Genomic DNA, 12806 nt, shown 5'->3' with positions numbered 1-12806 from the left:
CGTTAATCGATCGTGCTTTATCTATATTGTTACGGTTTCAGACCAAGTTCAACTCGTCCTGTATTTTTCATTTCTTCTACAATATCAGAAGGAATATTTGTCACAATTTTTACTGTTGATTTGGCACTAAAAGAAAGTTTCTTGTCGCCCCGCTTTACATAAGTTTTAATTTCAATAAAATTATACTCGTCATCAATAATAACCTGACTGCCTAATACCGTATCACCACTCTTCTTGAAACTTCTGTGTATTTCATCAATGTCTCGTTCGATAAGATCGAAGTCCAAAGATTCTCTTTTTACGCAATTGAGTCCTTGATATTCTTCTTGCAGACCTTCTTGAATTGCTTCTGAAAATTTGTTTGGCAATTCCGTAATTTTGTTTCGTAGTTTGCCAAGTTTAGCTCCGATACTTTCTTTGTAGTCCATGATTGATTTCCCCGTCCAAGGATAATATTAGTTTAGAGTCAAGGTATAGAGAAAACTCTTGAAATCTATCTTCAAGTGCTGTATGTTGAAATTTTTAGCTTTGTCTTGTTCTTGAATTGGTCTTCTATTTCTTTAGGTACGCTAGAAACCTCTTCAACTTGGTATTTAACTACTGTCTTTTCAGTATTAATATTTCTCACATAAACCTCAACTCTTTTATAAAAGCGTCCTCCCTCTTTTAGAAGATAAGTAGTGGCATCTGATGTAATTTCCACTGCCCTGTTAATCGAGTCAAGTATAGATTTAATTGCGCTAACAAACCATGATTTAATATCATCCCAAAAAGCTGTAACTGTTGCACCTGTCAGTGCGCCTACAAACCACGAAACCAAAGTGATCGTAATCGGATCCATATAATTAACTTTCCTATAATGCTGAAGCTGTATCTGAAATTTGTTCTACCTGCACGGAATCTTGATAGAATTTTTGTTTAGATTGTATCTCTTTATAAGCTCCTATCAACTCTTTCACTATAGATTCAGTGATAGTATTAATTTTTTCAGTTAAAAGCCTCAATCCCAATTTGATAGTAATATTCTTGATGTCTCCTCCACATAAACCATCACTGATAGATGCAAGTACTTCATAACTCACTTCTCTAGGAACTGATTCTGCTAAATGAAATTTCCATAGCTGTACCCTCATATCATAATCTGGACGTAAAAACTCTATATTAAAGATAATCCTTCTGAGAAATGCTTCATCATAGTTGTCAAATAAATTTGTGGCAAAAACAACAATTCCATTGAATTTATCTAATAATGTTAAAAGTGTACTTTTTGCAGAATTAACACCATGATCGGCAGCTTGAGACAAGTTAGATATTCTTCTACTAAGTACAGCATCAGCTTCGTCAAAAAACAGTAAACTTTTGGTATCTTCTGCTAGCTTAAATATATTAGCTAAATTATCAGATGTTCCACCAACTAGAGAAGACTCAATCTCTCCATAGTTTGCTCTGATGATAGACATCCCCAACCTTTCTGCAATTGCTTCAGCGGTAATACTTTTACCAGTACCAGGCAATCCAAAGAAATTAATAGTTAAACCATTACCTGCTTTTAGAAAGCGATTAAATTCCCATTCAGACAAAAGCTTATCTCTCTTTTGAAGATAAACTACTACCTCTTCAATTTGCTGAATAGTATCTTCGGAGAGTGCTATTTCTTTCAAAGTCCATTTAGGGACTTCCACAAGAGCATTATCATTTACATCATTATTTATTTTTTCAGATGATTCGCTTGGCCTTTTAATAATTTCGTACTTCATCTAAGCTCCCTTTACGATGTCTAATAAATTATCAACTCCAATCTTTTCAACTAATCGATCTCGTCACTCATCACGATCGATTTAGCCTCCCGAATACTTAACACCTTCTCGATCGAGAATTTGAGCAACTTTACTAGCATCATAGCTAGGTACTTCTATTTCATCCCCTGAAATTGACACATTAGAACTTAGCGAATTAACTAACTGTGCTTTCACTTGAGACTTTTTAGAATCAAGCTCGTATTTATCTAAAACAAATTTGCTCATTAGAACACCTCAATTAACATTACAAATGAATAGAGCGGTATTGTAATTAACTCGCGATCGAAATACCACCCTCGATCGCTACTAATAAGAGCGAGCATCACTCAACCATGAGACAAGTTACTCTTCTCTAAAACAATAAGGACCACCCCAGGGGCAGGTTCTACATTCATATATTTTTCCATCTTTACCACGTACTAAGTAGTAACGACACTTCGAGTCAGGGCCTTTTGTCTCTCCGATATATACAGGATCTACTGGTTTTTGTGACAATAGAATATTTTTAGAACTGGAAAAATTTTCCACTATCGATTGACGTACATAAGCACTATTGCTAGCTTGTCGTAAGTCAGTGTTGTTGATATTTTTGGCTTCAAGATTAGGCGAGATTCCAAATAAAATCAATGAAGTAGTTAGCAGTATTTTTTTCATTTTATGTGTGATAAATTAAAGAGATCATAGACTAAAGCTAATTTAATAACGATCTAAATACCACCCTCTATAATAATTTTAGTAGCTTTCAGCTTAGTAACAAGTATCTGTCGCAGCATCATATTTTAGATTGCTTTCTCGACAAACTTTTTTCCGTGCACTTCTCGCCCCCTCCACATCACCAATTTTACGGCAAGCGTCAATAGATCCTTGAATACACATCCTTTCATACATGTATTTTAGGGATCTATTATGCTCCTCTTGCTGTGAATCAACTGATGTCGTTGATGTCGTTGATGAAAGTGAACACTCAGGATTATTACTGACAAACTCATCTACTTCTGCTTTCATACTATTTAGCCAACTACCATACTCAGAGCTACCAACAGAAGGTTTATTTCTGAAATAACGAGCGAAGATTTTTTCTCTGGCTTTCTGGCACTGTTTTTTTGATAAAGCTAATGCAGATACTGAATCGGTGTAAAAACTTACGTTGATTGCAGTTGCAAAGATTAAGCAAGTTATAATTTTTAACATTTTTTGTACTTTGAAAAAAGTTCCACTGAGGATTTACGCATTGACAGCAGGCATCAAATATGTGCTGTGTGTTTCAGCGGTTTAATCTTGCGTTGATAGCGATCGAAATACCACCCTCTATCGCTATTAACAAGAGCGATCGTCACTCAATGATGAGACACCAACTAAATTGCGTTGCGGTTCCCAACACATTCGATTATGAGAGATCGAACTATTAAAACTCCAAATTGCGATCTTTTGCTGAAATGCTTGCTCTGACAGGGCTTTGCGCTAAAATATCTGAGAGTGAATTTTGGCTTTCAGATAAAAATGCCCATCCATCGACCTACTGCTGACGTTAAAGAAGAAATAGCATTTTTAATCGAGAAGTTGCTAAATTATGGGATGTCAGCAAATCTGTCTTCTAATATACAAATTGATGTTAAATGGCATGAAAAAAATCTAAAGATTAAAGCGAAGATCGATCGATTAGTGTTGTTGTTACCAGAAATAAATCCAGATCGATCTCCCGCCCAGCAAAAAGACCACCTCGGATACCTACTGACTGAGATTTTAGACAAACAACTCCAGATCCTCATCGACGAAAGGACAAAAAATCGGCACGGTAACTACCAAGGCATCCGCGAGTGGAAATTTACCCTCAAACTCTGGCATCCGCCCACCCAAGCTGACTATATCGATCTCAATCTCCAAGCCCTGGAAAGGCATTGGAATAAAACCTATAAGATTAAAATTACGCCCACCGCTCCAGCACCACTTAATAACTTACCCCAACTGCGGCATACCGAATTTATCGGACATCGGGAAGAACTTGAGAGCTTATTAGAGCTACTCGCCACCGAGCGACAACAGACGATCGAGATCGTCGGGATGGCTGGAGTTGGCAAAACCACCCTCGCTCTAGAAGCCGCCCATCAATGTCTGACAGAGCGTAAATTCGCTGCGATTATTTTTAGCTCCGCCCGATCGGGACAATTCATCGGTACGCACCTGGCACCTAATTTCATCGCCGAACAAAATCTGCGCGACTTATTGCAGGTAATTTTTCGCACCCTCGATCGATTAGACGATCTCCCAACAGATATTACCGAGCAAATTCGCTGCATTCGATCGATACTTACCGAGCAGCCCACATTGCTGGTTGTGGATAACATCGAAAATCTCGTCGATCGATCGGATACGATTGCCTTTCTGGGCTGTTTACCCCCGACAGTCAAAGTCATCATTACCAGTCGAGTGCGGTTGGGTATCGGGCAAGTCATCGATCTCCATCCGTTACCAGCCAGAGACAGCATCGATCTGATTAAGCACCAAGCCAAAACCCAAAACCTGCAAATTGACGCAATTAAATTCACGCCAATTCACCAACTTACTGGTGGCTTACCCCTAGCCATCACCTATCTAGTTGGTGCGATTGCTACCAGTGGATTTACCATTCTCGAAGCATCCCCGCAATCGCCATTAACTACTGGTAATTTTGCTCAGTATTGCTTTGCCCAATCTGTCGCGCAACTCAAAGCTATTCCCAATTCGATCGCCTACCAACTGCTTCTGAGCTTATCCTTATTTCCCGATGGAGCTTCCACCCCCGCCCTGGCATACATTAACGAGGCATCGGCAATTAGCCAAGATCTGCAACAGCTATATCAGAGATCTCTAGCATACCCGATCGGCTCAGAGCGATATTATCTCCATTCTCTCACCCAAGAATATGCCCAGTTAGAACTCGATCGACAACCGGAGCTAGCCGCCAAGCTCCGCACCCGATGGCAAAATTGGTATCGAGATCTCGCCGCTCCCTATGGCGCGCTCGATTGGCAAGATTGGCAAGATTATAGCCCCCTCATTGCCGAATGGAAAAATCTGCGGATGGCGGTGGATTGGTGTATCGAGCGAGCGCAATATTCGGAAGTTCTACAATTTTGGCACTGTCTCAAAGGTGTCACCCTCCTGAGCGGTTATTGGGTGGAACGTCAACGCTGGTTGGGATGGCTGCAAAAGCAGGCGCAACTGCGGCAAGATTCCGCCACAATTGCCGAACTCAAGTATCAGCAGAGCTTTACTTTAGCTTTTATCGATCGATCCGACAGTAAAGGTAAAGCGATGGAGTTAGCCTTGGCAACATGGGAAATCCGTCAGAATCTGGAGATCGATCGACAGTTTGAACTCGCGCTGTATATTGCTGCGCTCTATATCCGCAAACTGTCGCAACCGGATACCCAAACTGCTAATTTAGAATTAGCAACAGCCTGGATCGATCGTGGTTTGGAAATTTTAGAGACTCTACCAGCAGATCGATCGTGTTATCACCGTCACTATTTTCAGGTTTATTACAATCAAGCTGAAATTCAATCGATCGCAGGGGAGCTTGACTCAGCCTACGATCTCTATCTCCAGGCTCACCAATTTGCTCAAAACGCTGGTTGGCAACGATTCATTCACTATACCAGCGGTTGGATTGCCATTATCTTACACGAACAAGGTCAATTTATCGAGGCAGAACGACACCTGAGCAAAGTCCTCAAACAGATGGATAAATACCATGATGTCAGAGCGGCTACTCTTTGTCGAAAACACCTTGCCGAAGTCAATCGATCGATCGGAAATACCGCCGCCGCAAAAAGATTTGCCAAGCAAGCAAAATCTAGATTTAAGCGACTGGGCATGACAGTAGAATTCAAGGCGATGGCGGAATTTTTAGAATCCTTTTGCTAATTAGCTAAGCGAAATTAAATATAAAATGCCAGCCTTTTGCCCTCACCCCCAACCCCTCTCCCAAGCTTGGGAGAGGGGAGCCGGAGCCGGAGGCGAGGGCGGGGTGAGGGCGATTTCGTTATTGTTACTTTAATTATGTCCACCTACTTAGCTTAAACCCAACCCGCTCGATCGCCTGTGGAATTCGATCGAGCGGGTGTTCGATCGGTTTGTTATCATCAATAAATGTACGCCAAGTTTCTCGCCCCTCAAACCAGAAACCATCATGACTATCAAAACCTACCAACTCCCATTAGACTTTGAGCAAATCCTAAATCTGGTTCGACAGCTATCCTCTGGAGAAAAAGAACAAATTCGTCAAGAACTAGAAAAGGAAGCAGATCGACAACAATCCGCTCCATATCCTAAAAATGATTTCTTGATGACATTCGATCGAATTGGTAAAGAAGCTCAGGACAAAGGACTTACCGAAGAAATCTTAGCCGGATTATTAGCTGATGAGTCCTGAATTTATTGTTATCGATACCAATATCTTCATTAGTGCCGCTCTTAGCCCGAATGGAACTGCATATCAAGCATTTGCCCAAGCAGTACAAAAATTTACGATCGTCCAAAGTGACGAAACTTATCAAGAAATAGCCGATCGTATTTACAAAAACAAGTTTGACAAGTACATCTCTAACGAAAGAAGAGAAGAATTTCTCAACCTTATTAAAAATCAAAGTAAATTTATCCAGCCAATATCTCAAATTACCAGTTGTCGAGATCCAGATGATAATAAATTTTTAGAACTAGCGATCGATTCTAATGCCAAATTTTTGATAACAGGAGATAAAGACCTTCTAACTCTAAAATCTCAAGCTGAGTATCGAGATCTCATCATTAGTGCCAGAGATTTTATAGAAATTCATTAATTCTATATACCTACTACTGCCAAGTTCACCCCCTTGACAATAAATAAACCGAAGCCCGCCCAAGCATAAGGTAATTCTAGTAGTTTAGAGGCATCCGCTTTCGCTTGCATTCCCAGGGTAAACGCATCTGAATTACCATGCTCGAAAGCCGCCCCAAAAGAGAATAAATCTAGAAAAGCTCTTAGCCCCATCCCTTTCCCTTCTTGCCCGTAATCGCTAGTAATTATCTCGATCGAAGTCCTAATTTGGGCGAATCCAGCCGTAGTTAAATACCCCCCCAACTTTCGCCCAACTTGCGGATCGCCACCCTGCTGTTGTTGGATTTGGGTAATATATTGTTGAAAGGTGTTAATTGAGGGTACTGGTGGATGAAACATCGTCCAATCGTTATCGACATCGACAATGCAAATAATGCCCCCTGGCTTCAGCACCCGCTGGATCTCTCGCAATGTCGCTTGTGGCTCGCTCAGATGTTGAAACAGCAGCCGAGCGTAGACAAAATCACAGCTAGAGGATGGTAAATCGAGCTTCTCGCTACTACCCACCTGAAATGTCAGATTTGTCATTTTCTGTTCTCGTGTGTGGTTCTGAGCCGCTCGAACCATTGTAGGGCTGCGATCGACACCCACGATTGAGCCAGTTGTCAGGGATTGGGCGATCGCTTGACTAATTATTCCTGTACCACAGCCGAGATCGAGAACCCGCATCGTGGGGGTTAATCCTGCCTCTCGCCAAATCTTCTGCTCTAAGCCTTGTAAAATCTGGGATTGATAGTCCAAACGTTGTAGCTCTTGAGTCTGGATATCTCCCTGAAATCGATCGAATTGATAGGAACCTTTAGTTTGAGTCATCTTTGTATCCCCGCTAGAAAATAATACCCCCACAGATGCGGGGGTGGAGTGTTTATGCCAAGATCGTCAAAAAATTACGAACTAAATGCGGAAACTTTTAGTTAGATCGGTAAGTTGTAGACTTACACTGGGACGTTGGCGAGTATCGCCTGCGGGGATGCAGAAGCAAAAGCTCGCTTGTTGGGTAAAAGAGGCATTCATGTTAGAGTTATTGTGAATTAATACGTTAGCCACGATCTATTCCTCCAAAGATATTGATGTGAAATGTTTTACTAATAGCTGGCAAGTTTCGGCAAACGCTACCTCTGTATCTTCGCCATGTTCGGGATCGACTAATCCATGCGGATAGTGATGAATGAACCTGCCAAAGATTTCCAGACAATCTTTTTCATACTTTTGGGTGTCCAAGATTGCCTGGTGCCAGACTAGATCTACAGTTCGAGAAGGAACGATAGTCCGATCTGGGTAAAGGTAGATCAACACGAGAAACTTTCGATACTGCTCGATCGCGTTAGTAGCGCATTCTAGCGTCCAGCCTTCTCCATTGTTCGGATCGGTTAGCTGATGTGCTAACGTCCCGAAATCAACCCGATTCAGTCTGTTAATAAACTGCTTTAATTCGGGATTTAGTGTTGTCAACATAGGCTTTAGCTCGCTATGCTTACTCCTTCGATTGGCATCACTTAGCGGTATCTAAGCGATTTATCGAATTAACGTCTAGATTAAACTTTTTAATTTAGAAATGGAACGCTCTGGAGGAGAGGTGGAGGAGAGATTTATCTACTCTTAGCTAAAATTTGTTCGATCGAGAGGAATAATTCATGGATCGATGGTTGAATTTTTTGGAAAGTCTGGCAACTGAATGTAAATTACCGCCAGCTCCTCGCAAACTTTTTTTATTTCATTTCGATCTCGATCGTAAACAAATGAGCGTTGAGGAAATAGAGAAGAATTTTCTGGCTGCCAATCCCACACTTAATAGTAATAATTTTGATGATTATCGAAAAAGATTATATTTTACTTTTGAAGAGTTCTGTCTTGAGTTGCAAAATAAACAAAGAAATAAAGCTGCTACTTTGTGGCAATGGTTAGAAGATCGATATGCAGACTGGGCCAAACAAAATATCCCCGCTAGTCTCGATGAAATATGGCAACAGCTATGGCAGATCGGAGAAGATCGATCGGATGTATTTGGAATAGTTACACCCAGATCTTTGCAATCTCTGGGAATTGCATCTACGGTAGAAGAAATCAATTATCCTTCGGAATTTTCTAGCACAATTGAGGTAGGCAACTCGATTAATATTAAAGTAAATCCAGTCGTTAGTGGAAAAATTATGCTCTTAGAGCGGAGTCAGACAGGTAATGTTTATTGTTTATGTCCTTCCCATCTCAGTTCGGAAAATACTTTGTCAGATCGATCGTTAATAATATTTGATAATTTTATCACGATCGATGAACCCGATCGGGTACAGCTATTAATGTTGACAGCTCCGAAGTTACCACAGTTTGATTGGTTTCCGACAGCGAGAGGAGAATCGTTACAGATCGATCGCGAACAGTTAACAGATGTTTTAGTACACATAACTCTAGACGGTAAGGTTTGGCGCAATACTTATACAGTAATAAGACCTTAATTATGCTCGATTGGTGGATAAAATTAAAATGGACTGGGTTAATTAGTCAAGCCAATTTATTGATTTCTCTTGGCAAACATTCAGAAGCTGAAGTATTACTATTAGATGCTTTAGAAATTAGCGAACAACAACTAGGTTTTAACCATCTCAACACTGCTTTAACTTTAAATAACTTGGGACAGTTATACGTCGATCTAAGTAACTACGAGCGAGCCGAACGAGTACAACTTCGCGCTCTCGCTATTTATAGATATCAATTGGGAGATAATCATCTCGATACAGCACTTGCACAAAATAACTTAGCCGGATTATATGAATTGCAAGGTAGATATGCAGATTCAGAATCTTTTTATCTTGCCAGCCTAGAGATTACCGAGCGACAATTGGGCGCAAATCATCATACTACTATTAACACGATAAATAATTTAGCTCTACTATACAAGCAGCAAGGAAAATATATTGAAGCTGAAAAATTATACTTACGCGCTCTCCACACTAGAGAACAGCAACAGGGAACTAATCATCCCGATCTAGTCATGATGCTGAATAATTTAGGACAGCTATACTCGAACCAAGGAAGATATGAAGAATCTGAAACTTTCTATCTACGTGCATTGACTATCCTCAAAAATAAATTAGGGGAAACAGCAACCGATCCTATTATTGCTACCATATTAAATGGTACAGCTTCATTGTACGAACAGCAAGGCAGATACGATGAAGCCGAACCCTTATATCTACAGGCTCTAAAAATTAATGAAGAACAATTAGGGCACGATTGTCGAAATACTGCATTTAGTCTTAATAATCTAGCCGGATTGTATTGTGCGATTGGTAGATATCCAGAAGCTGAATCACTTCATCTCCGCTCTTTGAAAATTAGAGAAGAAGTATTTGGAGTAAATCATCCCGCGACGGCAATGAGCCTGAATAATTTAGCTATATTATATCGGATACAAGGTAAATATGGAGAAGCGGAATTATTGCACGATCGTGCGCTGAAAATTAGAGAAGAAAAACTGGGTGTTGAACATCCAGATACAGCCATGAGTCTAAACAATTTAGCTAGGGTATACGAAGCTCAACAGAAATATTCAGATGCAGAAAAATTATATCTAGGGGGATTGGATACTTATCAAAAATTATTAGGCTCAAATCATCCAACAACAGCCATGAGTCTAAATAATTTAGCACAGGTATATCTAGCCCAACAAAAATATCCAGATGCCGAATCACTCTATTTACGAGCGATGTCTATCCGCATGGAAGTATTGAGCGAAAATCATCCCGACACACTGATGAGTATGCACAACCTGGCAAGTTTGTATTTCCAACAACATAAATATGACTTGGCAGAAGAGTTATTTCTGCGGATCTTAAATATTGAAAGCCAGCAATCGTGGAAATCTAGTGGACATCATTTAATATTAAATAATTTAGCTTTACTATACAAGCAACAAGAAAGGTATATAGAAGCAGAAAAATTATATGAACAATCATTGAAGTATGCGCGAGAAAATCTACACAATAACAATCCAGAACTAAGTTCGATCTTGGAGAATTTGGCAGCAATATATATCGAAACCGATCGAATATTATCCGCATTACCATTATTGATAGAGTCTGTAGAGATTATCACAAATCATTTAAAAGATTTGTTTTTTTATAGTGATGACTCTAGTCGATTAAAACAAGCTCAATTAAAACGATCGAGCTTAGATGTACTATTATCTTATATTCTCACCTATCTACCGCAAGATTCGATCGCAATTCAGGCTGCGGCTACGGCTACGATTAGATGGAAGGCTCTAGCAACAGCAGCGACAGCTACTTTGCAAAACCTGCTATATACAGATCGCTATTCTCACCTAAAATCTAAATTTCTCCAATTGCAATATACCTGCAATCGTATTACCGATCTAGTCGCCAATACAGCAGTAAATGAAACCACAAAAAAAACAGTTGACGACTTAGATCGAAAGCGGCAGCTATTGGAAAAGGAACTTTCTAGCGAAGTGCCAGAAGTTCGATTAATCGATCGAGATATTGACTGTTTTACAATTGCCAGCAATTTATCACCAGGCTCGACTTTGATTGAGTTTTTTCAATTCGATCGATACAATCTAAAAACAAATCAATACATCGAAACTAACTATATTGCTTTTGTTTTTACCAATCTTAACCCAGTAGAGATAAAATTAGTCGATCTAGGTGAAGTGGAAACAATCGATCGCAAGATTCAAGCTTTGCGAAATTCGATTATAGATCGTAGTAATGAGTTTAATAATTTAGGCATCGGTAGCCAGACAAATAAACCGAACAAGATTGATAATTCTAGATTACTCGATCGACTGCTGGCACCAATTATTAATATTTTACCACCATCATCTAAACACCTAATTTTTGTACCCGCAGGCTCGCTGCATCTCATTCCTTTTGAAATCCTACCTTTACCAGATAGTAATGAATTATTAATCGATGGTTACCAGATTAGTTATCTTAATTCTGCTCGCGATCTACTTCGGCAAAATATTAAAATCGATCGCCCTCATACCTCATCAGTAATTATTACCGATCCAGATTATGATTTTGGCGATTTTCAAACAGATTCGATCGATAGTGTACCAGATAAACTATCGGTAAAATTAAACCATTTCAATCGCAATCTTGAAATGGCAATTTTAGGTAAAAAAATTGTCGGCAAGTTAAATAATCCAACAACTTATCAGAGCGCACAAGCGATCGAACCGCTAATTAAAAGTTTAGCATCTCCAAAAGAATTAGTAATCATCACTCACGGCTTTGCCATACCAAAATCAAATTATACCGAAGTCTCAACTATTCAACCAGACAAACAATTATTACAAATCGCAAATCTAGACAATCCGATGCTCCGTAGTGGTTTAGCTCTGGCTGGTGCCAATCTTTGGCTAAAAGGTAAAAGCCTACCATCTCATCTTGGCAAAGGGATTCTGCTTGCTGAAGATATCGCTCAAATGGATTTATGGAATAGTCAATTGATTGTTTTAATTGCGTGCAGTACGGGACTGGGTGAAATTAATGTCACAGATGGAGTAATGGGCTTACGTCGTGCCTTTGCACTAGCGGGAGCCAAAACTCTGATTATGAGTTTGTGGGATGTTCCAGCCCAAGTTACAATGCTATTGATGGATAAGTTTTTTGAACTCTATCGTCCCGATCTAAAAATATCGATCGCATTACAACAGTCGCAAACATATATTCGAGATATCACGATCGACGAATTAGCAAAATTAGCAATAGGGCAAAGTATTTTAGCCGAACTCAGCTATTTTGAAAATGCTCCAAAAAGCGATCTACCTCTAAAACATCCCTACTACTGGGGTGCCTGGATTTGCCAAGGTGGTTAAGAACGAACTCCATCCCCCTGGCACTAGTCGGCGGTCTGTTTGGCTTATAAGTAGATGGGCGTAATTAAATATAAGATACCGCTTAGGTTGGGCAATGCCCACCATCTAGGTTTCAGGCGTAATCTATTTTATAAATAATTGCACCTACTTATATTACCCAAACCGCGATCGGGATTACCGTTGTCGTCGGTGCCGTGCTACTTGTCGGAATCGTCGTCAACAACGCCATCATTATGGTTGAAACAGCCAACCAAATCCGCGAAGAAGAAGGACTCGATCGACATAGTGCTATCCTCAAAGCCGCCCCCCA

Annotated in this window: 14 protein-coding genes and 1 pseudogene; 6 read left to right on the top strand and 9 right to left on the bottom strand. The window is 40.0% G+C overall.

Annotated elements, in window-relative coordinates; all coding sequences use genetic code 11:
* Positions 1 to 29 precede the first annotated feature (29 nt).
* The 6 genes from C7B77_RS11805 to C7B77_RS11785 all read right to left on the bottom strand — a co-directional run bounded on the left by C7B77_RS11805 (position 30) and on the right by C7B77_RS11785 (position 2990).
* A complete protein-coding gene (locus C7B77_RS11805) occupies positions 30 to 428 on the bottom strand; it encodes a hypothetical protein (protein ID WP_106304544.1) in 399 nt (132 codons plus the stop codon).
* Between the two features lie 71 nt (positions 429 to 499).
* Complete coding sequence (locus tag C7B77_RS11800; RefSeq protein WP_106304541.1) at positions 500 to 841, bottom strand: hypothetical protein; 342 nt, start codon at positions 839 to 841, stop codon at positions 500 to 502.
* 13 nt (positions 842 to 854) lie between these two features.
* Positions 855 to 1757, bottom strand: a complete 903-nt coding sequence (locus C7B77_RS11795; RefSeq protein WP_106304538.1) for an ATP-binding protein — start codon at positions 1755 to 1757, stop codon at positions 855 to 857.
* Between the two features lie 81 nt (positions 1758 to 1838).
* Positions 1839 to 2024: a hypothetical protein gene (locus C7B77_RS11790; protein WP_106304535.1), complete on the bottom strand. Its 186-nt coding sequence runs from the start codon at positions 2022 to 2024 to the stop codon at positions 1839 to 1841.
* Between the two features lie 117 nt (positions 2025 to 2141).
* On the bottom strand, positions 2142 to 2453 hold the full coding sequence (locus tag C7B77_RS29200) for a hypothetical protein (protein ID WP_146138281.1): 312 nt from the start codon (positions 2451 to 2453) through the stop codon (positions 2142 to 2144).
* A gap of 93 nt (positions 2454 to 2546) precedes the next feature.
* Positions 2547 to 2990: a hypothetical protein gene (locus C7B77_RS11785; RefSeq protein WP_106304533.1), complete on the bottom strand. Its 444-nt coding sequence runs from the start codon at positions 2988 to 2990 to the stop codon at positions 2547 to 2549.
* Between the two features lie 309 nt (positions 2991 to 3299).
* Between C7B77_RS11785 and C7B77_RS11780 the strand changes: the two genes are divergently transcribed.
* From C7B77_RS11780 to C7B77_RS11770, 3 genes are all read left to right on the top strand, one after another.
* A complete protein-coding gene (locus C7B77_RS11780; RefSeq protein WP_106304530.1) occupies positions 3300 to 5705 on the top strand; it encodes an NB-ARC domain-containing protein in 2406 nt (801 codons plus the stop codon).
* Between the two features lie 265 nt (positions 5706 to 5970).
* A complete protein-coding gene (locus tag C7B77_RS11775; RefSeq protein ID WP_106304547.1) occupies positions 5971 to 6213 on the top strand; it encodes a hypothetical protein in 243 nt (80 codons plus the stop codon).
* Positions 6203 to 6619, top strand: a complete 417-nt coding sequence (locus C7B77_RS11770; RefSeq protein ID WP_106304527.1) for a putative toxin-antitoxin system toxin component, PIN family — start codon at positions 6203 to 6205, stop codon at positions 6617 to 6619. The genes C7B77_RS11775 and C7B77_RS11770 overlap by 11 nt, the downstream gene beginning before the upstream one ends.
* A gap of 2 nt (positions 6620 to 6621) precedes the next feature.
* Here C7B77_RS11770 and C7B77_RS11765 read toward each other — a convergent pair whose 3' ends face one another.
* From C7B77_RS11765 to C7B77_RS11760, 3 genes are all read right to left on the bottom strand, one after another.
* Positions 6622 to 7470 carry a methyltransferase domain-containing protein gene (locus tag C7B77_RS11765; RefSeq protein ID WP_146138280.1) on the bottom strand — a complete coding sequence of 283 codons (849 nt, stop codon included), beginning with the start codon at positions 7468 to 7470 and terminating at the stop codon, positions 6622 to 6624.
* Between the two features lie 81 nt (positions 7471 to 7551).
* Complete coding sequence (locus C7B77_RS29905) at positions 7552 to 7704, bottom strand: hypothetical protein (RefSeq protein ID WP_181243825.1); 153 nt, start codon at positions 7702 to 7704, stop codon at positions 7552 to 7554.
* 3 nt (positions 7705 to 7707) lie between these two features.
* Positions 7708 to 8112, bottom strand: coding sequence for a glycine-rich domain-containing protein (locus tag C7B77_RS11760; RefSeq protein WP_106304521.1), 405 nt, complete (start codon positions 8110 to 8112; stop codon positions 7708 to 7710).
* 179 nt (positions 8113 to 8291) lie between these two features.
* Between C7B77_RS11760 and C7B77_RS11755 the strand changes: the two genes are divergently transcribed.
* The 3 genes and pseudogenes from C7B77_RS11755 to C7B77_RS29195 form a co-directional block, all read left to right on the top strand.
* Positions 8292 to 9107 (top strand): hypothetical protein, encoded by an 816-nt coding sequence (locus C7B77_RS11755; RefSeq protein ID WP_106304518.1) that lies wholly within the window; start codon positions 8292 to 8294, stop codon positions 9105 to 9107.
* 2 nt (positions 9108 to 9109) lie between these two features.
* The gene (locus tag C7B77_RS11750) at positions 9110 to 12496 is read left to right on the top strand and encodes a CHAT domain-containing tetratricopeptide repeat protein (RefSeq protein ID WP_106304515.1); all 3387 of its coding nucleotides are present in this window, start codon (positions 9110 to 9112) and stop codon (positions 12494 to 12496) included.
* A 149-nt stretch (positions 12497 to 12645) separates the two neighbouring features.
* Positions 12646 to 12806, top strand: a pseudogene (locus C7B77_RS29195) (efflux RND transporter permease subunit); the annotation flags it as partial.

It is taken from the genome of Chamaesiphon polymorphus CCALA 037 (assembly GCF_003003845.1).
Classification (GTDB): domain Bacteria; phylum Cyanobacteriota; class Cyanobacteriia; order Cyanobacteriales; family Chamaesiphonaceae; genus Chamaesiphon; species Chamaesiphon polymorphus.
Note: the sequence above shows the minus strand (reverse complement) of the source record. Positions and strands in the feature narration are given on the sequence as shown.

Coding starts and splice junctions, on each gene's coding strand:
- C7B77_RS29200 (WP_146138281.1), bottom strand. CDS start 2,453: ATGAAAAAAATACTGCTAACTACTTCATTGATTTTATTTGGAATCTCG.
- C7B77_RS11750 (WP_106304515.1), top strand. CDS start 9,110: ATGCTCGATTGGTGGATAAAATTAAAATGGACTGGGTTAATTAGTCAA.
- C7B77_RS11790 (WP_106304535.1), bottom strand. CDS start 2,024: ATGAGCAAATTTGTTTTAGATAAATACGAGCTTGATTCTAAAAAGTCT.
- C7B77_RS11770 (WP_106304527.1), top strand. CDS start 6,203: ATGAGTCCTGAATTTATTGTTATCGATACCAATATCTTCATTAGTGCC.
- C7B77_RS11805 (WP_106304544.1), bottom strand. CDS start 428: ATGGACTACAAAGAAAGTATCGGAGCTAAACTTGGCAAACTACGAAAC.
- C7B77_RS11800 (WP_106304541.1), bottom strand. CDS start 841: ATGGATCCGATTACGATCACTTTGGTTTCGTGGTTTGTAGGCGCACTG.
- C7B77_RS11780 (WP_106304530.1), top strand. CDS start 3,300: ATGCCCATCCATCGACCTACTGCTGACGTTAAAGAAGAAATAGCATTT.
- C7B77_RS11795 (WP_106304538.1), bottom strand. CDS start 1,757: ATGAAGTACGAAATTATTAAAAGGCCAAGCGAATCATCTGAAAAAATA.
- C7B77_RS11765 (WP_146138280.1), bottom strand. CDS start 7,470: ATGACTCAAACTAAAGGTTCCTATCAATTCGATCGATTTCAGGGAGAT.
- C7B77_RS11760 (WP_106304521.1), bottom strand. CDS start 8,112: ATGTTGACAACACTAAATCCCGAATTAAAGCAGTTTATTAACAGACTG.
- C7B77_RS11755 (WP_106304518.1), top strand. CDS start 8,292: ATGGATCGATGGTTGAATTTTTTGGAAAGTCTGGCAACTGAATGTAAA.
- C7B77_RS11775 (WP_106304547.1), top strand. CDS start 5,971: ATGACTATCAAAACCTACCAACTCCCATTAGACTTTGAGCAAATCCTA.
- C7B77_RS11785 (WP_106304533.1), bottom strand. CDS start 2,990: ATGTTAAAAATTATAACTTGCTTAATCTTTGCAACTGCAATCAACGTA.